At 71.6% G+C, this 25,467-nt stretch carries 20 protein-coding genes and 1 pseudogene; 8 read left to right on the top strand and 13 right to left on the bottom strand.

The genetic code is table 11. The features are described 5' to 3' along the window. Both ACFWCK_RS01475 and ACFWCK_RS01470 read right to left on the bottom strand, forming a co-directional pair. Positions 1-666: a GntR family transcriptional regulator gene (locus ACFWCK_RS01475; RefSeq protein WP_233312881.1), complete on the bottom strand. Its 666-nt coding sequence runs from the start codon at positions 664-666 to the stop codon at positions 1-3. Continuing rightward, positions 666-2,165, bottom strand: coding sequence for a fumarylacetoacetate hydrolase family protein (locus tag ACFWCK_RS01470; protein ID WP_378804210.1), 1,500 nt, complete (start codon positions 2,163-2,165; stop codon positions 666-668). The genes ACFWCK_RS01475 and ACFWCK_RS01470 overlap by 1 nt, the downstream gene beginning before the upstream one ends. A gap of 180 nt (positions 2,166-2,345) precedes the next feature. Between ACFWCK_RS01470 and ACFWCK_RS01465 the strand changes: the two genes are divergently transcribed. Further along, entirely contained in the window at positions 2,346-3,725 is a 1,380-nt protein-coding gene (locus ACFWCK_RS01465; RefSeq protein ID WP_378804209.1) for an MFS transporter, read from the top strand. 160 nt (positions 3,726-3,885) lie between these two features. Here the strand turns inward: ACFWCK_RS01465 and ACFWCK_RS01460 are convergent, their stop codons facing one another. Further along, positions 3,886-4,584 (bottom strand): IclR family transcriptional regulator, encoded by a 699-nt coding sequence (locus ACFWCK_RS01460; protein WP_378804208.1) that lies wholly within the window; start codon positions 4,582-4,584, stop codon positions 3,886-3,888. 180 nt (positions 4,585-4,764) lie between these two features. On the opposite strand from ACFWCK_RS01460, the gene ACFWCK_RS01455 reads away from it, so the two are divergent. Beyond that, a complete protein-coding gene (locus ACFWCK_RS01455) occupies positions 4,765-6,651 on the top strand; it encodes an FAD-dependent monooxygenase (protein WP_378804207.1) in 1,887 nt (628 codons plus the stop codon). 10 nt (positions 6,652-6,661) lie between these two features. Here the strand turns inward: ACFWCK_RS01455 and ACFWCK_RS01450 are convergent, their stop codons facing one another. From ACFWCK_RS01450 to ACFWCK_RS01435, 4 genes are all read right to left on the bottom strand, one after another. Then, on the bottom strand, positions 6,662-7,522 hold the full coding sequence (locus ACFWCK_RS01450) for a PhzF family phenazine biosynthesis protein (RefSeq protein ID WP_378804206.1): 861 nt from the start codon (positions 7,520-7,522) through the stop codon (positions 6,662-6,664). Between the two features lie 39 nt (positions 7,523-7,561). Beyond that, the gene (locus tag ACFWCK_RS01445) at positions 7,562-9,208 is read right to left on the bottom strand and encodes a thiamine pyrophosphate-binding protein (protein WP_378804205.1); all 1,647 of its coding nucleotides are present in this window, start codon (positions 9,206-9,208) and stop codon (positions 7,562-7,564) included. A 219-nt stretch (positions 9,209-9,427) separates the two neighbouring features. Then, positions 9,428-10,966, bottom strand: coding sequence for an ATP-dependent DNA ligase (locus ACFWCK_RS01440; protein WP_378804204.1), 1,539 nt, complete (start codon positions 10,964-10,966; stop codon positions 9,428-9,430). Between the two features lie 64 nt (positions 10,967-11,030). Continuing rightward, positions 11,031-11,450, bottom strand: a complete 420-nt coding sequence (locus tag ACFWCK_RS01435; protein WP_378804203.1) for a pilus assembly protein CpaE — start codon at positions 11,448-11,450, stop codon at positions 11,031-11,033. Positions 11,451-11,582: 132 nt separating this feature from the next. Between ACFWCK_RS01435 and ACFWCK_RS01430 the strand changes: the two genes are divergently transcribed. Further along, positions 11,583-13,700 carry a RecQ family ATP-dependent DNA helicase gene (locus tag ACFWCK_RS01430; RefSeq protein WP_378804202.1) on the top strand — a complete coding sequence of 706 codons (2,118 nt, stop codon included), beginning with the start codon at positions 11,583-11,585 and terminating at the stop codon, positions 13,698-13,700. Positions 13,701-13,899: 199 nt separating this feature from the next. Here the strand turns inward: ACFWCK_RS01430 and ACFWCK_RS01425 are convergent. The 5 genes and pseudogenes from ACFWCK_RS01425 to ACFWCK_RS01405 form a co-directional block, all read right to left on the bottom strand. Beyond that, positions 13,900-14,230 (bottom strand): annotated as a pseudogene (locus ACFWCK_RS01425) (recombinase family protein); the annotation flags it as partial. Between the two features lie 195 nt (positions 14,231-14,425). Beyond that, the gene (locus ACFWCK_RS01420) at positions 14,426-14,923 is read right to left on the bottom strand and encodes a DUF4265 domain-containing protein (RefSeq protein WP_378804201.1); all 498 of its coding nucleotides are present in this window, start codon (positions 14,921-14,923) and stop codon (positions 14,426-14,428) included. Positions 14,924-15,128: 205 nt separating this feature from the next. Then, the gene (locus tag ACFWCK_RS01415; RefSeq protein WP_378804200.1) at positions 15,129-16,589 is read right to left on the bottom strand and encodes a dihydrolipoamide acetyltransferase family protein; all 1,461 of its coding nucleotides are present in this window, start codon (positions 16,587-16,589) and stop codon (positions 15,129-15,131) included. Further along, the gene (locus tag ACFWCK_RS01410; RefSeq protein WP_378804199.1) at positions 16,586-17,644 is read right to left on the bottom strand and encodes an alpha-ketoacid dehydrogenase subunit beta; all 1,059 of its coding nucleotides are present in this window, start codon (positions 17,642-17,644) and stop codon (positions 16,586-16,588) included. Before ACFWCK_RS01410 ends, ACFWCK_RS01415 begins: the two co-directional genes overlap by 4 nt. After that, complete coding sequence (locus ACFWCK_RS01405; protein ID WP_378804198.1) at positions 17,641-18,783, bottom strand: thiamine pyrophosphate-dependent enzyme; 1,143 nt, start codon at positions 18,781-18,783, stop codon at positions 17,641-17,643. The genes ACFWCK_RS01410 and ACFWCK_RS01405 overlap by 4 nt, the downstream gene beginning before the upstream one ends. A gap of 151 nt (positions 18,784-18,934) precedes the next feature. On the opposite strand from ACFWCK_RS01405, the gene ACFWCK_RS01400 reads away from it, so the two are divergent. Together ACFWCK_RS01400 and ACFWCK_RS01395 are read left to right on the top strand one after the other, a co-directional pair. Further along, positions 18,935-19,372 carry an Lrp/AsnC family transcriptional regulator gene (locus ACFWCK_RS01400; protein ID WP_233312532.1) on the top strand — a complete coding sequence of 146 codons (438 nt, stop codon included), beginning with the start codon at positions 18,935-18,937 and terminating at the stop codon, positions 19,370-19,372. A 47-nt stretch (positions 19,373-19,419) separates the two neighbouring features. Further along, entirely contained in the window at positions 19,420-19,929 is a 510-nt protein-coding gene (locus tag ACFWCK_RS01395) for a phosphoribosyltransferase (protein ID WP_233312533.1), read from the top strand. A 155-nt stretch (positions 19,930-20,084) separates the two neighbouring features. On the opposite strand, the gene ACFWCK_RS01390 is transcribed toward ACFWCK_RS01395, so the two are convergent. Next, positions 20,085-20,852: an IclR family transcriptional regulator gene (locus ACFWCK_RS01390; RefSeq protein WP_378804197.1), complete on the bottom strand. Its 768-nt coding sequence runs from the start codon at positions 20,850-20,852 to the stop codon at positions 20,085-20,087. A gap of 256 nt (positions 20,853-21,108) precedes the next feature. On the opposite strand from ACFWCK_RS01390, the gene dhaK reads away from it, so the two are divergent. From dhaK to ptsP, 3 genes are read left to right on the top strand one after another with little or no spacing between them, the layout of a single operon-like run. Next, the gene (gene dhaK / locus ACFWCK_RS01385) at positions 21,109-22,104 is read left to right on the top strand and encodes a dihydroxyacetone kinase subunit DhaK (protein ID WP_378804196.1); all 996 of its coding nucleotides are present in this window, start codon (positions 21,109-21,111) and stop codon (positions 22,102-22,104) included. Positions 22,105-22,127: 23 nt separating this feature from the next. Further along, the gene (gene dhaL / locus ACFWCK_RS01380) at positions 22,128-22,766 is read left to right on the top strand and encodes a dihydroxyacetone kinase subunit DhaL (RefSeq protein WP_378804195.1); all 639 of its coding nucleotides are present in this window, start codon (positions 22,128-22,130) and stop codon (positions 22,764-22,766) included. Between the two features lie 50 nt (positions 22,767-22,816). Continuing rightward, positions 22,817-25,381 carry a phosphoenolpyruvate--protein phosphotransferase gene (ptsP, locus tag ACFWCK_RS01375; protein ID WP_378804194.1) on the top strand — a complete coding sequence of 855 codons (2,565 nt, stop codon included), beginning with the start codon at positions 22,817-22,819 and terminating at the stop codon, positions 25,379-25,381. Positions 25,382-25,467: the final 86 nt, after the last annotated feature.

Below are 25,467 nucleotides of genomic sequence, written 5' to 3'. Positions count from 1 at the left end.
TCAGAGGATCTCGGGGTGCAGCGCCGCGAGGAACGCGTCGCGCGTGCGCCAGCGGTGGTTGCGTGCGGCGAGCTCGATCTCGAGCGGATCGGCCCCGGAGCGGATCAGCTCCACGATCTGGGTGTGCTCCTCGACGGAGTGCTCGGCGCGTCCGGGGACGAACGCGAAGGTCGATTCGCGGATGCCGCTGAGGCGAGCCCAGCCGCGCTGGACGAGGTCGAGGATGTGCGGGTTCGGGCACGGCTCGTAGAGCACGGAGTGGAACTGGCGGTTCAGCTCGGTGAACCGGTGCGCGTCGAAGTTGTCGAGCAGACGCGTCATGCGGTCGTTGACCTCGAGCGCCCGGTCCAGGGCTGCTGCGTCCAGGAGCGGGGCGGACAGCGACGTCGCGGCGCCCTCCACCAGGCCCAGGGTCTGCATCGTGTGCGCGTACTCGCTCTCGTCGACGAGGGTGACCCTGGCGCCGACGTTGCGCTCGAAGGTGACGAGGCCTTCGGCCTCGAGCCGCCGGATCGCCTCGCGCACCGGGACCACGCTCATGCCCAGCTCGTCCGCGATCGTGCCGAGCACGAGCCGGAACCCGGGCCCGAAAGCGTGCGAGGCGATGCGCGCGCGGATCCAGGCGTACGCCTGCTCCGACTTACTGCCGGTGAGGACGTCGGCCATCAGGCGCCCGCAGACTCCGCGTCGGCCGAACGTGCGGCGTCGTACTCGGCGCGCCAGGCGGCGTTCATCGGGAACAGCCCATCGACCGGATGCCCGGCTTCGACCTGCTCGGCGATCCAGGCGTCCTCGTCCTCCTGGGCGAGGGTGGCGTCGACGACCTCCTCGACGAGGGCGGGCGGGATCACGATCACGCCGTCGCTGTCGCCGACGATGATGTCGCCCGGCTGGACCGTGGCCCCGCCGCAGGCGATCGTCACGTCGATGTCCCACGGCACGTGCTTGCGGCCGAGGACCGACGGGTGCGCGCCCTGCGAGAACACGGGCAGGCCGATCTCGGCGACCGCAGCGAAGTCGCGCACGCCGCCGTCGGTGACCACGCCAGCGGCGCGACGTGCCTTGGCCCGCAGGGCGAGGATGTCGCCGAGCGTGCCGGTGGTCGCGTCACCGCGGGCTTCGATCACGATGATCTCGCCCTCTTCGACGGCGTCGAAGGCGCGCTTCTGCGCGTTGTAGCCGCCGCCGTGGGTCTTGAACAGATCCTCGCGGGCCGGGACGAAGCGCAGCGTCTTCGCGGTGCCGACGATCTTGGCTCCCGGCAGGTTGGCAGAGACGCCGTCGATGAAGCAGGCGTGCAGGCCGCGCTTGCGCAGCTGGGCGCTGAGGCCGGCCGTCGGGGCGGCGACGAGCTTGGCGCGGAGCTGCGGGTCCAGGGCGGGCGTTGCGGCGGGCGCCTCGACCGGCTCAGCGATCGGTGCAAGCCCCGCCTCCTCCCGCGATCCCCACGCCTCGGCGCGCTGCAGGTCGTCCACGGCGGGGAGCGAGCCGAGGGCGCCGTCGAAGGCGACGGTGCCCTGCGTGACGGTGGTGCGCAGCCCGCCGGAGGTGAGCGTCTTCGGGGAGTGCGGGGCGTCCACCTCGACGACCACGACATCGCCGGGCACGATCACACTGGATCCGGCCGGGGTGCCGGTCAGGATGATGTCGCCGGGCTCGAGGGTGAAGTGCTGGGAGAGGTCGGCGATGAGCTGCGGCAGGGGGAACAGCAGTCCGCTGGTCTCGTCGTCCTGGCGCAGATCTCCGTTCACCCAGGCGCGCACCCGCAGCTCGGCGGGGTCGACGTCGGCGGCCGGGATCAGGTCGGGACCGATCGGGGTGTAGCCGTCGCCGCCCTTGGAGCGGACGTTCGATCCCTTGTCGTTCGCGCGCAGGTCGTACAGGCCCAGGTCGTTCGACGCGGTCACCCAGGCCACGTGCGACCAGGCGTCCGCGACGCTCACCCGGTGCGCGGCGCTGCCGATGACGAGCGCGATCTCGCCCTCGAAGGCGAGCAGCTCGGTGCCGGCGGGGCGCTCCACGACACCGTCGGTGCCGGCCAGGGAGGAGGACGGCTTGAAGAAGTAGGAGGGGGTCGCGGGGGTGCGGCCGCGCTGGTCGGCACGGGAGCGGTAGTTGAGGTGGATCGCGATGATCTTGCCGGGCCGGTCGATCGGTGCGGACATGGGCGCCTCCTCGCGCGGTGGGTGCCAGGGGGACCCTTGGCGTCGTATTCGAAATCGTATATCATCGTGTCGAGCCCGGCAAGCATGGGATCCGGATCCGTCCGCAGGATCCTGGATCCCCGTGTCGGGCACGACGACGATGTCGGCCAAGACGACGACGTCCCATGCAAAGGAGACAGCATGTCCGCAGAATCCTCCCCGGGTTTCACCCCCACCGGAACCATCGCCTCAGCCGCCGACCGGCGCCGGGTGGTCTTCGCCACCGTCATCGGCACCACGGTCGAGTGGTACGACTTCTTCATCTACGCCACCGCGGTGGGCCTGGTGTTCGGCCAGCTCTTCTTCAAGGACCTCGGCGCCAACAGCGCCCTGGTCGGATTCGCCACGGTCGGTGTGAGCTTCCTGTTCCGCCCCCTCGGTGCGTTCCTGGCGGGCCACTTCGGCGACAAGTTCGGCCGCAAGGCGGTCCTGATGTGGACCCTGATCCTGATGGGCGCGGCGACGGCGCTGATCGGCGTGCTGCCCGACGCGAACGCGATCGGCATCGCGGCTCCCATCCTGCTGGTGCTGCTGCGCATCCTGCAGGGGATCTCGGCCGGCGGCGAGTGGGGTGGGGCGGTGCTGATGGCCGTCGAGCACGCGCCCAAGGCCAAGCGCGGCATCTTCGGCGCGGCGCCGCAGATCGGCGTGCCGCTGGGACTGCTGATCGCCTCCGGCGTGATGGCGATCATGGCGCTGGTCGCGCCGGGTGACCAGTTCCTGTCCTGGGGCTGGCGGATCCCGTTCCTGCTCAGCGTGGTGCTGATCGTGGTCGGCTACTACGTGCGACGCCGGGTCGAGGAGAGCCCCGTGTTCACCGAGCTCGCCGAGCGCAAGGAGGCCGCGAGCATGCCGATCGTGCAGCTGTTCCGCAAGCACCTGCTGCTGGTGGTCATCGCCGCCCTCGTCTTCGCCGGCAACAACGCGGTCGGCTACATGACCACCGGCGGCTACATCCAGGGGTACGCGACCAACCCCGAGGGCGCGCTCAAGCTCGACCGCGGTCCCGTGCTCTGGGCCGTGGCCGGATCCGCCGTCACCTGGCTGCTGTCGACCCTGGTCGCCGGGTGGATCTCGGACCGGATCGGGCGCCGGACCACCTACATCATCGGCTGGATCCTGCAGCTGGTCGGCGTGTTCACGCTGTTCCCGCTGGTGAACACGGGGCAGGTCGGACTGCTGTTCGCTGCGCTCGCGATCCTCACGATCGGGCTCGGCTTCACCTACGGTCCGCAGGCGGCGCTGTACACCGAACTGTTCCCCGCCTCGATCCGGTTCTCCGGGGTCTCGATCTCCTACGCCATCGGGGCCATCGCCGGAGGCGCCTTCGCGCCGACCATCGCGACGGCGATCGTGCAGGCGACGGGCTCGACGCAGGCCGTGACCTGGTACCTCGCCGGGATGACCGTGATCGGCCTCATCGCGACGCTGCTGCTGCGCGACCGCAGCGGCATCCCGCTGGGTCCCGATCACGAGGCCGAGCAGTCGGTCAGCCCGATCCACGGGATGTCCCGGGCCTGACGGCCGAGCGACGCGCCTGATCGCGCCCTGCCCTGCGGCGGGGCGCGATCAGTGTTCCCCTCGCTCGAGCGTCTTTCCCTCCCCAGAGCTGCACCGCTCAGCGGGGGGAAAGTCGCGCAGGGGAGGGGGACACGCGTATGCGGGCTGGGACCGGTGCGCCTCAGCCGCCGAGCGCCTCGCGGATCGTCGTCGCCGAGTGCTGCAGGCGCGCGGCGATCTCGGCGTCGGTGCGGTCCGTGGCGACGTGCACCACGGCGATCGCGGCCGGACGCTGCCCGCGCAGGGCCAGCGGCACGGCCACGGACTGCACGGTCGGGATCACCTCATCGTGGCTGGTGGCGAACCCGGCCGATCGTGACTGGGCGACCGTGTCGTGCAACGCGGCGAAAGAGCCCGCCGGCCACTCCGCCTCGGCCAGCTGGGCGAGGATCGCCTTGCCCGGGGCGCCTACGGTGACGGAGTGCCGTGCCCCGGGGCGCTGCGCGACGCTGGCCACGGCGTGCCGGGGTTCGACGCTCACGAGCGTGATGCACTCCTCGCCGTCGAGGACGGCCAGGAAGCAGGTCATGCCGAGCTCGTTGGCGACAGCGGTCAGTTCGGGAAGGGCCTCCGCCTGCAGGTCGTTGGCGACGCCGGCGGCGAGGGCGGCCATGCGCGCGCCCAGGGAGACGAGCCCCGAGGCGTCACGAGACACGAGGCCGTGATCTTCGAGCGTGCGCAGCAGTCGGTAGGCGATCGAGCGATGCACGCCGAGCTCGCCGGCGATCTCGTCGATCGAGAGCGCTCCGCGAGCGTCGGAGAGCACCTCCAGGATCCGGATGCCGCGGCTGAGGGTCTGCGAGGCGGGTGCGTCGGCCATGGATCCTCCTCGTCGTCTTGATCGCCCGGGCGACCTCGGATAGTCTGTGTTCAATAGTAGAACGTCGCGTTCGAATATAGAACACGGCGATGCGAGATGCAAGGCATTCTCGCGAGGCGCGAGAATCGCGCACCAGCCCGAACCGAGCCCGACGGCGCCGTCAGGAAGGAATCGACGACGATGCAGTTCCACCACCACGGATACGTCTCCCATGACCCCCGCGTGCTCCCCGCCGCAGGCACGGGCGTCGACCGCCCCGCCGAACTCCCCGATGAGGTCGACGTGCTCATCGTCGGATCGGGCCCGGCGGGCATGCTGCTGGCCGCGCAGATGTCGCAGTACCCCGGCATCACGACCCGCATCATCGAGCGCCGCGGAGGCCGCCTCGAGCTCGGGCAGGCCGACGGGATCCAGCCACGCAGCGTCGAGACGTTCCAGGCGTTCGGCTTCGCCGAGCGGATCGTCGCCGAGGCGTACAACATCGGCTGGATGAACTTCTGGGGCCCGGATCCGGAGAACCCGCAGAACATCGTCCGCACGGCGCGCACCGCCGACTACGCGTACGACATCTGCGAGTTCCCGCACCTCATCGTGAACCAGGCGCGCGTGCTCGACTACTTCGCCGAGGCAGCCGCCGACGGCCCGGGCCGGATCGTGCCCGACTACGGCGTGCAGTTCACCGGGCTCAGCGTCCACCCTTCGACCGGCTCGGGGACCGACGGCGAGCACCCGGTCGAGGTGCAGGTGCGGTACGTCGCAGGCGCCCGCGAGGGCGAGGAGCGCACGATCCGCGCGAAGTACGTCGTGGGCTGCGACGGCGCGCGCAGCGGGGTGCGCGAGGCGATCGGACGCACGCACGTCGGCGCGATGGCCGCGCACGCCTGGGGCGTCATGGACGTGCTCGTGAACACCGACTTCCCGGACTGGCGCACCAAGTGCGCGATCAATGCCGAGGCGGGCAACATCCTGCACATCCCGCGCGAGGGCGGCTACCTGAGCCGCATGTACATCGACCTCGGTGAGGTCGCGGCGGGGGACAACCGCCAGGTCAAGAACACGCCGATCGAGGCGGTCATTGCCAAGGCGAACGAGATCCTGCACCCTTACGCCATCGACGTGAAGCAGGTCGCCTGGCACAGCGTCTACGAGGTGGGGCACCGGATCACGGACGGCTTCGACGACGTGGGGGAGGACAGCACCCGCCACCCGCGGGTCTTCCTCACCGGCGACGCCTGCCACACCCACAGCGCCAAGGCCGGCCAGGGCATGAACGTCTCGATGCAGGACGGGTTCAACCTCGGCTGGAAGCTGGGATCGGTGCTCACCGGCCGCAGCCCGCAGGAGCTGCTGTCGACGTACGGCGCCGAGCGGCACCCCGTGGCGCAGCAGCTCATCGACTTCGACCGCGAGTGGTCCTCGCTCATGGCGCGCAAGCCCGAGGAGATCTCCGACCCGCAGGAGCTGGCGAACTACTACCTGGCCACGGCCGAGTTCCCCTCGGGGTTCATGACGCAGTACACGAGCTCGATGATCACCGGATCCGACGCGCACCAGGCGCTGGCTGCAGGTTTCCCGCTCGGCAAGCGGTTCAAGAGCGCGGAGGTCGTGCGCGTGTCCGACGGCAACGTCGTGCACCTGGGTCACCACGCGAAGGCGGACGGTCGCTGGCGCGTGTACGCGTTCGGCGACGCGACCGGATCCGGCCTCGATGCCTGGGCCGACGCCGTGGCGCCGGTGCTGGCCAGGTTCACCCCGGCCGCCGGCGACGTGGATGCGGTGTTCGACGTGAAGGCCGTCTACCAGCAGTCCTCCGAGGACCTCGACGTCACGACCGCCCCCGAGTTGTTCCAGCCGAAGACCGGCCCGCTCGGGCTCACCGACTGGGAGAAGCTCTACGCCGCGGCGCCTTCGCACTGGTCGAAGGGTGACATCTTCGCCGAGCGCGAGCTGTCCCGCGACGGCGTCGTGGTCATCGTCCGCCCCGACCAGTACGTCGCCGCGATCCTGCCGCTCGACGGCGTGGACGAGCTGGAGTCGTTCCTGGCGGGCGCCTTCCTGGAGGCGTGAGGACCGAGCCTCAGCCCGTGATCGGGTTGGCGCCGCCGGACACGACGATGCCGCCGGACTCGGGGATCGTGACGGTCAGCAGACTCGGCCGGCCGACGTGCGCGCCCTGGTGGATCCGCGCGACGCGGTCCTGGGGAACGCGGCCGATCGCGCGCAGGTAGGCGCCGGTCGCCGCGGCGGCGGATCCGGTTGCCGGGTCCTCGGTGATCCGCGCGACGGGGAAGATGTTGCGCGCGAGGAACTCGCGATCGGACCGCGCGTGCAGCACGGTGATGGTGCCGGTCCATCCCTGCGCGCGCATGAGCTCCGCGACGGGGCCGGGCGCGAAGCGGAACTGGTGGAAGATCTCCGGATCCCGCAGCACCAGGACCGGGTGCCAGTTGCCGGCGGAGGACTCCCGTGCTGGATAGGCCGGATCCAGGTCGCCCGCCTGCAGCGAGAGCAGTGCAAGGGTTCGCGCGAGGACCTGCGGATCCAGCTCCCGCACGGTCGGCTCGACGCTCGTGAACGAGACCCGGATCCCGTCCTCCGCCGACTCCGCCATGATCGCGACCTCTCCGACAGGGGTGTCGAAGAGCATCGCTCCCGGCCCCTCGCGCTCAGCGAGCACCACTGCTGTGGCGACAGTCGCGTGTCCGCAGAACGGCACCTCCGCGGCCGGCGACCAGTACCGGATCCGATGGCGCCGGACGCCGCCGACGGTCGCGGAGGACAACAGGAACGCGGTCTCCGGATAGCCGACCTCCGCGGCGATCCGCAGCATGTCCGCGTCGGACAGATCGCCGGCACCCAGGACGATCCCCGCCGGGTTGCCGCCTTCGGCGGTGGCGGCGAAAGCGGCGTAGCGGATGACCTCCGGACTGGTGCTCATGACGTCGAGCCTAAGGGCGGACCGTGGCCGCCCGCCGCGTCAGGAGTTCACGCGGATGATCTCCTCCTGGTACGGCGCGATCACGTCGCCCGAGATGCGCAGATCCAGCACGAGGAACGGGCGGCTCGCCGGATCCTCGGCCGTCCACGCGGCCAGCCGGTCGAGGTCGGCGAGCGTGCGCACCGCGACGCCCTCCGCGCCGACCGCCGCGGCGAATGCGGCGAAGTCGACCTGGGGGATGAGCATGGGCTCGCGCGCCAGGCCCTTGAGGCCGTACAGGTTGATCTCCGCGCCGTACGCCGCGTCGTTCCAGATCACGGCCATGCCGCGGCCGCCGGCGGAGCGCACGGCCGACTCCATATCGGCGATCGCCATGAGTCCGCCGCCGTCACCGGACGTGAGCACGACCGTCGCCTCAGGGCGGGCGCGCGTGGCTCCCACGACACTGGGCCACCCCTGACCGATCGCCTGGAACGCGGTGCCGATCATCATCATCCGATCCGGTGACGCCACGGGCCAGTACATGTTCGCCCAGCCGATGAAGTGCCCGCCGTCGGAGACGACGACGCGATCCTCGGGCAGCAGCTCGGCGATGCGGCGCGCGGCGGAGCGCGGGTCGAGCCGGCCGTCGGGCGCGGTCTCGTCCCCGGGCTCGTACGCGCGGGCCGCAGCGACGTCGACGCCCTCGCGCCAGCCCGAATCCGTCGCACCCGGCAGCCGGGCGACGAGCGTCTCGGCCGCGAGCCGGGCGTCGGCGCGCACGAAGCCGCCCACGTGCGCATGCGTCGCGGCCGGGGCCACGTCGATCTGGAACACCTGCGTGCCCGGGGCGAACAGTGCGCCGAACCGCATCGTGAACTGGTTGAGCGAGGCACCGAACACCACCGCCACGTCGGCCTCGCGGATGAGCTCCATCGCGCCCTCGGCGCCGAAGCCGCCGGTCACGCCGAGGTCGTAGCGCTGGTCGCCGAAGACGCCGCGGCCGAGCGCGGACGACGCCGTGAGCGCCCCGGTCGCGTCGGCGAGCGCGGTCAGCGCCTCGCCCGCGCCGGCGAGCCAGGCGCCGCGGCCCGCGAGCAGGAACGGGCGCTCGGCGGAGCGCAGGGCGTCGGCGATGCGGTCGAGCATGCCCTCGGCGAATTCGCCCTTGGGCGCGAGCGGGGCCGGCACGCGCGGTGCGGCGGCGGCGGGCACCTCGCCGGCTTCGAGCGCGGCGACGTCGTAGGGGATGGCCAGTACGACGGGAACCCGGTAGGTGAGGGCGTGCTCGATCGCGATGACCGTGGTCGCGGCCGCGTCGGCCCGGCCGACCGTGTAGGTGCGCGCGCCGACGCCGGAGGCCAGCGCGATCTGGTCGACATCCCAGGGGCGCGGTCCGCTCGTGGGCTCGTCGCCGACGACGAGCACGAGAGGGATGTGCGCCTGCACCGATTCGGCGAGGGCCGTGAGCGTGTTCGTGAAGCCGGCGCCGTAGGTGCTGGTGGCGGCGGCGATCCGGCCGGAGGCGCGGAAGTGCGCGTCGGCGGCGACCACGGCGCCCTGCTCGTGCCGGACGGCGGTGAAGGAGGCGCCGGTCTGCTTCTCGATCGCGTCGAGGAAGTAGGCGTTGCCGTTGCCCATCACGCCGAAGACAGCATCGATGTGCTGGGCGAGGGTGAGGGCGACGTGCGCGGAGACGGTGGGCATGCTGAACGGCCTTTCGAGACGACAACGGAACGAGGATCCGTATGTGTCTCGCCGGAGCGCGTCGTCGCACTGCGGGCTTCGTGCCCCTTTTTCGAGCACCGGCGCGGCAGCGGTTCGCGCATGCGCCGGACCCGTCCAGTCTAGCGAGCGCCGGCACGTGCTCCGATCGCTCTTCCGGCGATCGCCGTCGCCGTCGCCGTCGCCATCGCCGTCGGGGGGCTATTCCCGCAGCAGCGCCCGGAGGGTCTGGATCGTGTCGGCCTCGACCGCGGTCTTGTCGGGGCGGTAGTGCTTGACCCTCGCGAAGCGCAGCGCGATCCCGCCGGGGTACCTCGGGGAGTGCTGCACGCCGTCGATCGCGATCTCGACGACGATCTCGGGGCGGAGGAGCACGGCGGCGCCCGTCCGGCGCGTCTCGTAGCCGGGGAACGTCTCGGTCTGCCAGCGCAGCAGCTCGTCGGAGAGGCCCTTGAACGTCTTGCCGACCATGACGAAGCCGCCTGGCTCGCCGAAATCGCCGTCCGGATCCCGCGCGCCGAGGTGCAGGTTCGAGAGCCAGCCGCGACGGCGACCGGAGCCCCATTCCGCACCGAGCACGACGAGGTCGTAGGTGAGCACGGGCTTGACCTTCACCCAGGATTTTCCGCGACGCCCGGCGGCGTAGGCGGATCCGATGGCCTTGACGACCACGCCCTCATGCCCGGCTGCCAGCGCCTCCTGGGACAGACGCTCGGCCACCACGGGGTCGGCGGTGACGACGCCCGGCATGCGCCAGCCACCGGCCACCCGTTCGAGCTCATCGAGGCGCACCGCGAGCGGCTCGTCGAGGAGGTCGCGGCCGTCGACATGCAGCACGTCGAAGAACCACGGCCGCAGCACGAGGTCACGCGAGACGTCGGCGCCGAAGCGGGACATGGTCTGCTGGAACGGACGGGGGCCGCCGTCCTCATCGAGCGACAGCGTCTCGCCGTCCAGGATGAGGTCGCGTGCGGGCAGCGCGCGCACGATCTCGACGATCTCGGGAAGCCGGTGCGTCACGTCGACGAGACTGCGTGTGAAGATGCGGACCTCGTCGCCATGGCGGTGCACCTGGATCCGCGCGCCGTCGAGCTTGTACTCGACGGACGCCTCGCCATGCTCTGAGGTGATGACCATCTCCAGCGCTGCGCTGGGGGTCGCGGCGCTCGCCGCGAGCATGGGCAGCACCGGGCGCCCCACGGCGAGCCCCACCGCATCCAGGTCCTCCTCCGTGCCGGTGAGAGCGATGAGCGCGGTCGCACCGAGATCGCCGGAGAGCATCGCCGCCCGCCGGACCGCCGCGGTGGACCGGTCGGAGGCGCGGGCGATCGCGTCGAGGAGCACGCCGGAGAGCGCGCCCGTGCGCAGCTCGCCGAGCATCGCCCGGGCGAGGAAGTCCCACTCCGCAGCGGTCGTACGGGCGGCGAGCCCCTCGAGCGCGGCCGATCGGGCGGCCGCAGACCCCGAACCGGAGAGGGCGGCGAGTTCGTCGAGGGCGCGGTCGATGTCGTCGATCGTCAGGGACGCCGTCTCGGCGGGCGTGACCTCGACAGCGGAGATCCCCCTCCAGCCGATGCCGAGCCTGCCCTGCCGGGGCGCAGCCAGCAGCAGGCCGACGACGGGCGCGAGCTCATCGGGCTCGGCGCTCTGCAACAACGTCGCCAGCGCGTCGATCTTGGCGAGGCGCGATGAGGTGGCGGCGACTTGGCCGGTCGCGGTGACGAGCTCGCTGAGCTTCATGTCGGCATTCTCGCACCGGGGTCGGACATCACGATCCGCGCGCTCGCCGGATCCGTGGGGGCTCTCAGCGCGAGCGGGCGATGAGCGCGAGCAGGGCCCGCCCGTACGCCTCGGACGCATCCGGGTGCTCGAAGCGCAGCTGCTCCGTGCCGATCTCGATCTCGACGCGGAACGCGTCGTCGAGCCGCACGAGGCGGCGGAACGTGCCGCGCAGAAGATCGCGCAGCTGATCCTCTCGCGGCAGCCAGACCGCGTCGGCGAGCGTCACCGCGTCGAGCGCCCATTCGGTGGTGCCGTTGAACGCGAGGATCGTGCCGGTCGGGGTGCGTCGGGCCTCGATCGTCATCACGCTGACGGTGAAGACGTCGGCCTCGACCTCCAGTTCCACCTCGTCCGGCAGGACGAGCTGGAACCGGTCGCCCTCGTCAGGGTGCCACACCAGGCCGGCGTCGCGCAGCGCGAGCGCGAGTTCCCGTGTGATCACGACGCGGGCCCCGGCGCGATCGCGGCGCGGAGACCGAGTGCCCGTCGCGCCGATGTGCTCATCGTCCGAGCGTAGCCGCGTGGAGGGGAGGACGGCCGAGCGCATGTCGGAGGAGTGCGGCAGGCTGGGGGCATGACGCAGCACGGTGCTTCACCCGAGACGCACGCGGCCGCCCTCACCGCCCTGCGGGCCCTGGTCGGTCGGCCCGACGCCGAGTTCCACGACGGGCAGTACGAGACGATCGAGGCGCTGGTCGCCGAGCGACGGCGGGCGTTGGTCGTGCAGCGGACCGGGTGGGGAAAGTCGGCCGTCTACTTCGTCGCGACCCTGCTGCTCCGGCAGGAGGGCGCCGGTCCCACCGTGCTGGTCTCGCCGTTGCTGGCGCTCATGCGCGACCAGATCGCCGCGGCCGCACGCGCCGGCGTACGTGCGGTCGCGATCAACTCGACGAACGCGCACGAGTGGGCCGACGTGCTCGCGCAGCTGGACCGCGACGAGGTCGACGTGCTCCTGGTGTCTCCGGAGCGGCTCAACAACCCCTCGTTCCGCGAGCAGCAGCTGCCCGCCCTCGTGCGCCGGATCGGCATGCTCGTCGTCGACGAGGCGCACTGCATCAGCGACTGGGGGCACGACTTCCGCCCGGACTATCGGCGGCTGCGCGAGCTCATCGCGCAGATGCCCGCCGACGTCCCCGTGCTCGCCACGACCGCGACCGCGAACAGCCGGGTGGTGGCCGATGTCGCCGAGCAGCTCGGCGCCGCGGAGGTCGGGGGCGGATCCGAGGTGCTCACGATCCGGGGTCCTCTCGCCCGCTCCTCGCTGCGGCTCGGAGTGCTGCGCCTGCCCGATGCGCCCAGCCGGCTGGCCTGGCTGCTCAGCCATCTGGACGAGCTGCCCGGATCCGGCATCATCTACACGCTGACGGTCGCGGCGGCTGTCGACACGGCGCGCCTGCTGCGTGATCGCGGGCATGAGGTCCGCGCCTACACGGGTCAGACCGACCCGGACGAGCGCGCCGAGTCAGAGGCGATGCTCAAGCGCAACGAGGTGAAGGCGCTGGTCGCGACGAGCGCGCTCGGGATGGGATTCGACAAGCCGGATCTCGGCTTCGTGCTGCATCTGGGCGCGCCGTCCTCGCCGGTCGCGTACTACCAGCAGGTGGGTCGCGCGGGGCGCGCGAGCGAGAGCGCCGATGTGCTGCTGCTGCCGGGTGTCGAGGACCGCGACATCTGGCACTACTTCGCGACGGCCTCGATGCCGGATCGGGAGCGGGCGGAGCGCGTCATCGCGGCCCTGGGGGACGCGCCGGTGTCGACCCCGGTGCTCGAGGCGATGGTCGACATCCGGCGCACACCGCTCGAGCTGCTGCTCAAGGTGCTCGACGTCGACGGCGCGGTGCGCCGCGTGCAGGGCGGATGGGTCGCCACGGGTGAGCCGTGGGTGTACGACGCCGAACGGTACGACCGGATCGCGGCGGAGCGCCGGGCGGAGCAGCAGCACATGGTGGAGTACGAGCAGGGATCCGGCTGCCGCATGGAGTTCCTGCAGCGCACCCTCGACGACGACACCGCCGTGCCGTGCGGCCGGTGCGACAACTGCGCGGGAGTCTGGTACCCGACCGAGATCGGCACGGAGGCGAGCGCCGCGGCTTCGGCGTCGCTCGACCGCGTCGGGGTGCCGATCGAGCCCCGGCGGGCGTGGCCGACGGGCGCCGACCGGCTCGGTGTCGCGGTGAAGGGACGCATCGCTGCGGAGGAGCAGGCGGGGGAGGGGCGTGCTCTCGCACGTCTCACCGACCTCGGCTGGGGCGGTGCGCTGCGCGAGCTCTTCGCGGCAGGCGCCCCCGACGGGCCGGTTCCCGATCGGCTGCGCGACGCGTGTGTGCGGGTGCTCGCCGGCTGGGGCTGGGCCGAGCGCCCGGTCGCGGTCGTCTCGGTGCCGTCGCGCACCCGACCGCTGCTCGTCGGATCGCTCGCGCAGAGCCTCGCCGAGATCGGTCGGCTGCCGTACCTGGGCGAACTCGCCTTGGTCGGAGGCGGGCCCGCGGGCGGTCCAGGGGGGAACAGCGCCTTCCGCCTCGCGGGCGTCTGGGACCGCTTCTCGCCTGACGCTCTCGCCGTTCCTGCCGGCCCGGTGCTGCTCGTGGACGATCAGGCCGACAGCCGGTGGACGCTCACGGTCGCCGCACGGTCCCTCCGCCGTGCCGGAGCGACCGACGTGCTCCCGTTCGTGCTCGCGCTGCGCGGGTGAACGCCGTGCCGACCGTGTGTTCTCTGGCTTGTCCTCCGGGTTGGGGCGCACCCGTGCGTTTTGGGGCGTGTTCGTGCGTTTTGGGGCGCGTCACCCCGGGATCCGGCGGCGGGACGCGCCCCAAACAGAAGAGGTGCGCCCCAAAACGGTGTAACTCGCAGCGATAAATGGCGGGTTTCCGCAGCGCTCTTTGTCGCGTTCAGTTCTCGGGTTGGATGCGCCGTAGTTCGCGGTAGATGGTCGTGCGGGCGACGTCGAACAGCTCGGCCAGCCGGGCCTGTGTGTAAGTTCCTGCCGTGGCGAGGTCGCAGGTGCTTGCGTTTCGTGTCGCTCAGGGGCGGCTGTTTCCCGCGGAGCTTGCCTGCAGCCTTGGCGATCTGCATGCCCTCGCGAGTGCGAGCCCGGATCAGGTCGGACTCGAACCCGGCCACCATGCCGAGCACGTTGAACAGCAGCCGGCCCACAGGGTCGTTCAGGTCATAGACAGAACCGCCGAGACTGAGCGCGACGCCCTTCCTCGTCAGCTCACCGTGAACAGTTGCCGCAATTGATCAGGAAGCGTGTGCCCGAGCTTGGTCTCGCACAACTCAAGAGCGCGTATTGAAGCTGGGTCGCGATTAGCGCCTCTCCCCGACATTGGATCTCCTCGGCGAGCATGACAACATCATCTCCCAAGGATTGCCCGATCGCGGATCGCGTAGCGTGCGCTCGCTTCGACGCCAGCTTCATGCGGTGGCGTATTGAAGTGTGCCTTGCGCTTCGAGTCGGTCGAGGATGGCCAGCGCGCTGGATTGGGTGGGCCAGGAAATGCCGACCAGGTGGTCTGAGTACACGTCGACGATGCAGCCAGCCTGTGCGAGGAGTTCTGTTGACTTCTGCCAAGACTCGCCGCCGTCCGCGAACCACAGCCTCGCGCTGGCGTACCCACCTGTCGCGACGACGGCGGTCACGACCAGAGCCCCTTCGCCAGAAGTCATCACTTGAACGCGATCGCCGAAAGCCACTCGCGCAATCAGCGCCGGGCATGCGTGCACGACGTATTCGTCGGCGGCGACGGGAGTAGCGCGCAGCCCTTCCCAAATCGGCGGAGCATCTGGAAGGGCATCATCTAGTGGTAGCGGAAACCAGACTGTGGCGGTGGCCGAAACCGCCTCGGGTGCCGGCGCCAGGTGAGAGCCATCCCACATTCCCGCCAACGAAGCATGCTCCCGAAACTCTGGCACGCACGAACCGTATCAGCCGAGCATCGGCTCTCACTCCAACGGGCGCCGTGTCAGGGATGTGCACCGCCAAGGGGGGCAGACGGATCCGCTTACGTTCAACACCACGCCAAAGAGCGCTGCGAATTCACCGCCATTTACGGCTGCGAATCACACCAAAACGGGATGATTGCGCCCCAAACCGGGCGCGAGCGGCAGCGTGCGCAGGTCAGCGCACCCGGCCGAAGGCGCGGGCCGGGTGCTCCAGCAGCTCCATCACCCGGCGCAGGAACGAGGCCGCGTATCCGCCGTCGCACACCCGGTGGTCGAACACGAGGGAGAGCTGCGCGATGCGCCGCGCCACGATCGCGCCGTCGACGACCCACGGCCGCTCGATCATCCGGCCGATGCCGAGGATCGCGACGTCGGGGTGGTTGATGATCGCGGCGGATCCGTCCACGCCCAGGCCGCCGTAGTTGTTCAGCGTGAACGTCGAGCCGCGCAGGCGCTCGGGCGGCATGGATCCGGCCCGGGCGGTCGCGGCGAGCTCGCGCAGCGCCGCATCCAGTTCGTCGACGTTGAGCTCGTGCGCGCGTGGGATCACCGGCACCATGAGTCCGCGGTCGGTGTCGGCGGCGACACCGAGGTTCACACCGTCGAAGGAGAGGATCTCGCTCGCGTCGTCGCTGAGCCGCGATGCCAGCAGCGGGTGCTCGGCGAGGGCGATCAGCACGAACCGTGCCACGAGGGCCGTGAGCGACGGTGCCCTGCCGCCTTCCGGCGCCATGGCGGCACGGAGCGTCCAGAGCTCGGTGACGTCGACGTCGACCCACACCGTGGCCTCGGGGATCTCCGACCGGCTGCGGGTGAGCTTGGCGCTCACCGCCTTGCGCAGCGGCGACATGCGCTCGCGGGAGGCGACGGCGAGACCGTCGACGGTCTCGCCGGATCCGCTCGCGTCGACATCGGCCGCCGCCGCGCGCTCCCGCCCGGCGGGTGCCGCGAGTTCATGCAGCGAGATGCCGTCGACGGCCTGGTCCACGGCCGCGCGCAGCACGTCGGCCCGGGTGACCGCGCCGTCGGATCCCGTGGGACTGAGACGCCGCACGTCGACACCGAGATCGCGCGCGAGGCGGCGGACGAGGGGGGAGCGCACCGCCACGGGGCGGATCCCCGCGGCGGGGGCGTCCTTGGTCTCGCTGCGCTCGCTCAGGAACCGGTCCGATGTGGAGCTCGGACGCCCCGCGGGGGAGCCGTCTCCGCGCACGGGCCCCGCCGTGCGGCGCGCGCGGCGTCGTCCCGACCCCGCGCGCTCGCTGGTGCCGTAGCCGATCAGCACGTTGCCGGATCCGGATCCGGCACGCTCCTCGGCGCGGTAGGCCTCCTTCTCGACCTCCCCGCCGGCCCCCGGCGCCCCGGTGGCCGGCACCGCGGGAGCATCCGGATCCGCGACCTCGAGCACCGGTGCGCCCACGTCGATCGTCTCGCCGGGCTCGCCGTGCAGCGCGAGCACCACGCCGGCGTACGGCGACGGCAGTTCGACCACGCTCTTGGCGGTCTCGACCTCGGCGATGGGCTGGTCGGTGCGGATGGTGTCGCCGACCTGCACGAGCCACTGCACCAGGCCCGCCTCGGTCAGGCCCTCGCCCAGGTCGGGCAGGCGGAACACCTTCGTCGTCGCGGTGGTCATGCTTCTTCTCCGTGCTCATCGAGCCAGTGCAGAGTGTCGATCGCGTCGAGCACGCGGTCGGCGTCGGGAAGATACCAGTGCTCGAACTTCGGCGGAGCGAAGGGCGTGTCGAAGCCGGTCACCTTGCGCACGGGCGCCTCGAGGAACTCGAAGCAGCGCTCGAACACCCGCGACTGGATCTCGCTGGCGACGCTCGCGAAGCCCGGCGCCTCGGCGACGACCACGGCGCGTCCGGTCGCGCGCACCGCCGCGGTGAGGGAGGCATCGTCGATCGGCGTCAGCGTGCGCACGTCGATGACCTGCACACTGCGTCCTTCGGCGGCCGCGATCTCTGCGGCCTCGAGGCAGATCGCCACCGAGGACCCGTAGGAGATGAGGGTGACGTCCGTGCCCTCGCGGGCGATCCGGGCGGATCCGATCTCGGCGACGATCGAGGTGTCGACCTCGCCCTTGCTCCAGTAGAGCTTCTTCGGCTCGAGGAAGACGACCGGGTCCGGCGACGCGATCGCCGCGCGCAGCAGGGAGTATGCGTCCTGCGGGGTCGAGGGACACACCACGATCAGCCCGGGGGTGTGCGCGTAGTACGCCTCGGACGAGTCGCAGTGGTGTTCGACGCCGCCGATGCCGCCGCCCGTGGGGATGCGGATGACCATCGGCATGCGCATCGCGCCGCGGGTGCGGTTGCCGAGCTTGGCGACGTGGCTGACGACCTGCTCGAACGCCGGAAGCGCGAAGGCGTCGAACTGCATCTCCACCACGGGGCGCATGCCGTTCATGGCCATGCCTACGGCGGTGCCGATGATGCCGGACTCCGCGAGCGGGGTGTCGAAGCAGCGGTCCTCGCCGTAGCGCTCGGTGAGGCCGTCGGTGATCCGGAAGACACCGCCGAGCGCGCCGACGTCCTCGCCGAAGACGACGACGTCGGGGTCGGCCTCGATCGCGTCGGCGAGGGCGCGGTTGAGCGCCGCCGCCATCGTCATGGTCTGCACCGTCGGAACCGACTGGTCGTGGGGGTCTGCGGCGTCCATGCGGACGTCCTCGTGCGCGATGGTCATCGGGTGCCTCCTTCGGCGATGGATCCGGCCCGCTCCAGCTCGTCGCGCAGCTGGTGCCATTGCTCCTCCAGCTGCGGAGAACGGGTGCTGCGCACGAAGCGGAACAGATCCTCGGGGTCGAGCTCGGCGTCCGCGTTCAGGGCGTCGCGGAGGGCCGCCGCGATGGTCTCGGCGCCCTCGGCGAGCTCCTGCTCGCGGGCCTCGTCGAGCCGGCCTCGTGCGGTGAGGTGCGTGCGCAGGCGGGTCAGCGGGTCCCTCTCAACCCAGGCCTGCACCTCGGCGCGCTCGCGGTAGCGGGTGTCGTCGTCGGCATTCGTGTGGGCCTGCATCCGGTAGGTGTGCGCCTCGACGAGGGTCGGGCCTCCTCCGGCGCGGGCTCGATCGACGGCCTCGCCGAGCACGGCGAGGAGGGCGGCGACGTCATTGCCGTCCACGCGCTGACCGGGCATGCCGTAGCCGACCGCCTTGTGCGCGAGGGAGGGGGCCGCGGTCTGCCGGCTCAGCGGCACCGAGATCGCGAACTCGTTGTTCTGCACGAAGAAGACGACGGGCACGTGGAACACGGCGGCGAAGTTCAGCGCCTCGTGGAAATCGCCCTCGCTCGTGGATCCGTCTCCGCACATCGCCAGCACCACGGTGTCCTCGCCGCGGTGCTTCGCGGCCTGTGCGAAGCCGACGGCGTGCAGCAGCTGCGTCGCCAGCGGCGTGGTCTGCGGGGCCACCCCGTGCTCGTGGGGGTCGTATCCGGAGTGCCAGTCGCCCTTCAGCAGCACCATGGCGTCGGCGGGGGAGACGCCGCGGGCGATCACCGAGACGGAATCGCGGTAGGTCGGGAACAGCCAGTCGTGTGCGCCGAGCACGAGGGATGCCGCGATCTGGCAGGCCTCCTGGCCGTGCGAGGAGGGATACACCGCGAGGCGCCCCTGGCGGACCAGCGCGTTCGCCTGGTCGTTGATGCGGCGCCCCTCGACGAGGCCGCGGTACGCCCTGTCGAGCACGTCGTCCGCGGGCATCGGATAGTCCTCGTCGACGTGCGCGGATCCGGTCTCGTCGATGAGCTGCACGGGCTCGTCGCGGGGGAGCAGATCGCGGGGATCCGTGTCGTGCGCGTGGCTCGTGGCAGGCATGGTCTGCTGCATCGGGTCCGCCTTCCTTGCCGAACGTGATGCCTCCAGTGTGCGGCGGGAAATGCAGTCGTCCAACAGGATCCACACGAATCTGGACGATTGCGTGCTGAGTGCGCCACAATGATGCAGAGTGTCAGTGGATCGCGGACGGAAGGGTGCACGGATGGCCGAGCTGGATGACATCGACCGGGCGATCCTCGATGAGCTGCGCCGCGACGCGCGCGTGTCGATGACGGCGATCGCGGAGGCGGTGCACATCTCGCGTGCGGGTGCGCATGCGCGCATCAAGAGGCTGACCGACGCCGGCGTGATCACCGGATACACGGTGCGCACGGATCCGGTGCTGCTCGGCCACCACGCCTCGGCCTACGTCATGCTGGCGCTCGAGCAGCCGGCGTGGCAGGAGGTGCAGGAGCAGTTGCAGCGGATCCCCGAGGTCGAGCACATGGCGCTCGTGGGCGGGGACTTCGACGTGATCCTGCTCGTGCGCGCGAGTGACGCCCGCGATCTGCGCCGGATCGTGCTCGAGGACATCCAGGCGATCTCCGCGGTCCGCTCCACGCGCACCACGCTGATCTTCGAGGACTTCGGCCGGAACTGACCGCTTTCGCGTTCCCGACCGGCGCTGCCGCACGGCAGAATGGATCCATGACGGATGCGGTGATCGAGCGCGAAGTGCTCACCTGGGACGGTTTCGGAGAGGCGACGCGGGATCTGGCCCGCAGGATCCTCGAGTCGGGGTTCGAGACCGAGGTGGTCGTCGCGATCGCACGCGGCGGGCTGCTGCCGGCCGGGGCCATCGCGTATGGTCTCGGTGCGAAGAACTGCGGCGCGATCAACGTCGAGTTCTACACCGGCATCGGCACCGTGCTGGACGCCCCCGAGGTGCTGCCGCCGGCGCTCGACATGGAGTATCTGAACGGGCGCCGCGTGCTGCTCGTCGACGACGTCGCCGATTCCGGGCGCACGCTCGCCCTGGCCGTCGAGCTGCTCAAGAGCAAGGGCGCGGCGGTGCGATCGGTCACGATCTACACCAAGCCCACCACGATCATCCAGCCCGACTACGCGTGGAAGGACACCGATCGCTGGATCGACTTCCCGTGGTCGGCCAACGGCACGGTCCGCGAGGAGGACCTGGGTCTGCCGCCCACCGCCTGACACTTCGCCGACGCGGTGTGCCGACGTCGCACCGTGGTCCGGTCGAGCGTCGAGCCACCCCCTTGCTCGCGAACCACCCCTTCTCGCGCTGCGTCGAGAGGGGTGGTTCGTTGTGAAGGGGGTGGCTCGGCGGGTCAGGGCTCCCGCGCTGCGGGTCAGTCGTCGGCGGGGGCGACGCGCGGAGGCCAGGTCGAGGAGCCGAGCTCGCGGGAGATGTTGCGGGCGGTGTCGCGCAGCGCGTGCAGAACGGCATCGGGCGCGGGACCGTCGGCCGTGGGGTAGACGACGGCGACCGCCGCGACGATGTCCCCACGGGAGTCGGCGACGGGGGAGGCCAGTGACGACTCGCCCAGGACGGCTTCGTCGACCTCCGTCGCGTAGCCGTGCTCGGCGATCGCGGGGAGCGCTGCCTCCAGGGTCGCCGGATCCGTGACGGTGTCACCAGTCAGCGGCGGCAGCGGGTCGGCGAACACCGCCCGCTGGAAGCCGAGGTCATAGGCGAGCAGCACCTTGCCCATGGCTGAGGCGTGGGCCGGCAGCGCCGCCCCGGTCTCCAGCATCTGAGGGCTGTCGTCGGGCCGCAGCGCATGGTGGATCACCAGCACCTCGGAGAAGTGCGGGGCGCCGAGGCGCACGGCCATGCCGGTGCGGCGCGCGAGCTCCTGGGTCCAGCGCATCGAGCGTGCCCGCACATCGAGCGAGTCGAGGTAGACGCTGCTGAGCTTCAGCAGCGTCGGGCCCAGCATGTAGCGCTGCCCGCCGCGCTCCTTGGCCACGAGGCCGTGCTCGCGCAGGGATGACACGATGCCGTGCACGGTCGACGGCGGCAGCTGCAGTGCGGTCGCGAGATCCGTGATGCCGAGGTGGCGCGAGCCCTGCAGCAGCTCCAGCACCTTCGCGGCGCGATCGATCGCCTGGATCATCGGTGCGGCTCCCTCCTCGACGGTGGCTCGGGATGACTGCGGATCCGGATCCCTTGACAATCCGAGATCCTCCACGCATATTCGACATTAACGAAAAGTATTCCGATTCTGGAGTGCTGTCGCCCGCGATGCAAGAGGTCGCGTCCTCTGCGTCGTGGCACGCCTTGGAAGGCGGATCCACCCGGGATCCGCGCCGTCGTGGAGTGCCGGTCGGACGACGTCGGTGCTGGTGGAACTGCAACGAGGAGGTCGCAGGATGAAGAAGCTCATCAACGCCCCGGAGGACGTGCTCGCGGAGTCGCTGCGCGGGCTCGCGCTCTCGCATCCGGAGCTCGACGTCGACCTGGCGAACCGCGTGATCCTGCGCCGGGATCGCAAGGCGGAGGGCAAGGTCGGGCTGCTGAGCGGCGGCGGATCCGGTCACGAGCCGCTGCACGGCGGATTCGTCGGCACGGGCATGCTCGACGCGGCCTGCGCCGGAGAGGTGTTCACCTCGCCCACGCCGGACCAGATGCAGGTCGCGACGAAGGCGATCGACCGTGGCGCGGGCGTGCTGCACATCGTGAAGAACTACACCGGCGACGTGATGAACTTCGAGATGGGGGCCGAGCTCGCCGCCATGGACGGCATCGAGGTTCGCTCCGTCGTGGTGGACGACGACGTGGCGGTGCAGGACTCGCTCTACACCGCGGGCCGACGCGGCGTCGGTCTCACGGTGCTGCTCGAGAAGATCGTGGGCGCGGCGGCCGAGGAGGGGGCGAACCTCGCCGCCGTGGCCGAACTCGCTGCGCGCGTGAACGGCCAGGGTCGATCCATGGGCATGGCGTTGACCAGCTGCACCGTGCCGGCTGCGGGCAAGCCCACCTTCGACCTGCCCGACGACCAGATGGAGATCGGCATCGGCATCCACGGCGAGCCCGGTCGGCACCGCGTTCCGCTCGCTCCCGCGAAGGACATCGCGGCGCAGCTCGTCGAGCCGATCCTCGCAGACATGGACTTCACCGGATCCCCGGCGATCGTGATGCTCAACGGCATGGGGGCGTCGCCGCTCATCGAGCTCTACCTCATGTACGGCGAGGTCGCGGCGCTGCTGGAGAAGGCCGGCGTGACGGTCGCCCGCAACCTCGTCGGCAACTACATCACCTCGTTGGACATGGCCGGCTGCTCGGTCACCGTGCTCAAGGCGGACGACGAGCTCATCCGTCTGTGGGACGCGCCCGTCGTCACCCCCGGCCTGCGCTGGGGCGCCTGACCCGCTCGAAGGAGAACACCTGCATGTCGAACACCATCCCGCTCGCCGTCCTCGTCGACTGGCTGCACCGCTTCCGTGACGCCGTGGTGACGCAGCGCGACTGGCTGACCGAGCTCGACTCCGCGATCGGCGACGCCGACCACGGCGCCAACATGGCCCGCGGAATGACCGCGGTCGTCGAGAAGATCGACCAGGCTGCACCCGCGACGGCGGACGAGCTGTTCAAAGCCGTCGGCATGACGCTGGTGTCGACCGTGGGCGGCGCGAGCGGTCCGCTGTACGGCACGTTCTTCCTGCGCATCGGCGCGACGCTGGGAGCCGTGACGGAGGTGGAGCCGTCGGCGCTGGCCGCGGGCCTGCGCGCGGGGCTGGAAGGCATCGTCGCGCGGGGCAAGGCGGAGGCCGGGGACAAGACCCTCTTCGATGCGGTGGCTCCGGCGATCGACGCGATGGACGCGACCCTCTCCGACGGAGGATCCGCGGCGGAGGCGACCGCTGCCGCCGCCCTGGCCGCGGCAGCCGGCCGCGATGCCACGATCGACCTCGTCGCGCGCAAGGGCAGGGCCAGCTACCTCGGGGAGCGCAGCGCCGGACACATGGATCCCGGATCCGCGTCGGCGACGCTGCTGTTCGAGACGCTCGCCGCGGCCGTCACGGGCTGACGGATCCGTCGCATGGGTGCGGACGCCCGCGGGAAACAGGGGCCGGAACGATGAGCACCACCGGGATCGTCGCGGTCTCGCACAGCCTGCGCCTCGCCGAGGCCGCCCAGGAGCTCGCCGCGCAGATGGTGCCGGGCGGGGCGGCGCGGATCGCGCTCGCCGCGGGCGCCGGGGCCGACGTCGATGGCGCCCCGATTCTCGGCACGGACGCGACGCGGGTGGCGGCGGCGATCGACGGACTCGCCGCGTCATGCGACGGGGTGCTCGTGCTGATGGATCTCGGATCCGCGGTGATGAGCGCCGAGTTCGCTCTGGAGCTGCGCGCGAGCGATGTTCCGGTGCGGCTCGCGTCGGCGCCCTTCGTGGAGGGGCTCCTCGCGGCCACCGTGACCGCGGCGCAGGGGGCGTCGCTGGAGGAGGTCGCCGCGGAGGCGAACGGCGCGCTGATCGCGAAGTCGGCGCAGCTGTCGGACGAGCCGCAGGCTCCGGTCGGGTCGGGGGGCCCCGTGCTCGAGGAGAGCGTGCCGGTGTCTGCGGTCTCGCGGCCGGGGGAGGGGTTGCGCACGGTCGTCGTGCGCAACCCCGCCGGGGTGCATGCGCGGCCCGCCGCGATGATCGCGCAGGCCGCCGCCGGGGCGGAGCTGCGGCTGCGGCGCCTGCCGGACGGGGATCCCGTTCCCGCCTCGAGCATGATGCGACTGCTCGCCTTCGGCGCCCGCCCCGGCGATGAGGTGCAGCTGTCGGGTGATCCTGCTGCCGTGGAGCGCGTGGCCGCGCTGTTCGAGGACGGCTTCGGCGAGATGGACGGAGCGCCGGTCGATGCCTCGTCAGCGGGGACGTCGAGCGAGGACGTGCACAGCGCGACCGAGACGCCCTTCGTCCCGTCGCCTCGCTCCCCGCTCAGGGACCGATCCGGCGCGGAGCCGACGCAGGGCGCTCGCCCGACTGCCCCGGTTGGGGCGGCCCCGGAGCCCGGCTCGACCCTGCGCGGCCTCGGGGTGAGCCCGGGGCGCGCGATCGCCCCGGTCGCCCGACTGGGCACGGTGATCGCCGAGCCTGCCGCCGCCGAGGCGGTGCCCGCCGCCGATCGCGACGCCGAGGCCGAGCGGGTCGCACCCGCTGCGGCGGAGGTCGTCGCCGCACTCCGCGAGAGCGCGGCCCTTGCCGAGGGCGAGGTCGCCCAGATCCTCGAGGCGACCGCCCTGCTGGCCGCCGACCCCGATTTCGCCGCGGGGGCGGCCGCCCGAGTGCGCGCGGACGGGGTGTCGGCCGCCCGTGCGGTCTGGGACGAGGCGGCAGCCCAGGAACAGGTGCTGCAGGGCCTGGGCGGGCGGATGGCGGAGCGTGCGGTCGATGTGCGCAGCGTCCGCGACCGCATCGTGGCCCGGCTGACCGGACAGGAGCTTCCGGGGATCCCGGACCGGGCGGACCCGTTCGTGCTCGTCGCGCGGGACCTCGCGCCGGCCGAGACGGCGACGCTGGGCCGCAGCGCGTGCGTCGGGCTCGTCACCGAGGAGGGCGGGCCGACCTCGCACACGGCGATCCTCGCCCGTGCGCTCGGCATCCCCGCGGTCGTCGGGGTCGCGGATGCGACCGGCATCACGGCGGGGACCGTCGTGCTCGTGGACGGCGGAGCGGGGACCGTGCAGCTCGACCCGCCCGCGGATGAGCAGAGCACCGCAGCCGAGGAGATCCCCGCGTTCGACGGCGCCGGTGCGCTCGCCGACGGCACCGCGATTCCGCTGCTCGCCAACGTCGGCGGCGCGACTGATGCGGTCGCCGCGGCCGACGCCCGCGCGCAGGGCATCGGCCTGTTCCGCACCGAGTTCTGCTTCCTCGACCGGACTGCGGAGCCCACGATCGCCGAGCAGGTCACCGCCTACCGCGGCGTGCTCGCACCGTTCGCGGGGCGCAGGGTCGTCGTGCGCACACTCGACGCCGGATCCGACAAACCGCTCCCGTTCGCGACGGCGACGGACGAGGAGAACCCGGCCCTGGGCGTGCGCGGCCTGCGCGTCGCCGTCGCGCATCCCGCCCTCCTCAGGCACCAGCTCGCGGCGATCGCCGCGGCAGGCGCGGCCGAGAGCGCGCAGCTGGAGGTGATGGCGCCGATGGTCGCGACGGTCGACGAGGCCCGCGACTTCGCCGCAGCCTGCCGGGCCGCGGGGATCGCGCGGGCGGGCATCATGATCGAGACCCCCGCCGCCGCGCTCCTGGCCGCGGAGATGCTCGCCGTGGTCGACTTCGTGAGCCTGGGCACCAACGACCTCACCCAGTACACGATGGCCGCTGACCGCCTGTCGGCACCGCTCGGCGCGCTCAACGACCCGTGGCAGCCCGCCGTGCTGCGTCTCATCGGAACGGTGGGCGCGGCGGGACGCGCCGCGGGCAAGCCCGTGGGCGTCTGCGGCGAGGCCGGCGGCGATCCGGCTCTGGCACCCGTGCTGATCGGGCTGGGCGTCACGAGCCTGTCGATGACGGCGCGATCCCTCGCCCGGGTGTCGGCGAAGCTGCGCACGGTGACGGCGGAGGACTGCGGGCGGGCCGCGGCGGCGGCGCTCGGATCGGCGACCGCCGCCGAGGCGCGCGCCGCCGTCACCGCCGCGCTCGCCTGACGCGGCACGAGTGTCGCGTGGCACGAGCGTCGAACGGAATGATCCGGTCCGGCGACGAACCCGGCGGGGACCCGCACGGCGACGAA

Origin of the sequence: Microbacterium sp. NPDC060117, assembly GCF_042729315.1 — a bacterium.
GTDB lineage: Bacteria > Actinomycetota > Actinomycetes > Actinomycetales > Microbacteriaceae > Microbacterium.
The sequence above is the reverse complement of the archived record's forward strand: the minus strand, read 5'-3'. Positions and strand labels throughout refer to the sequence as shown.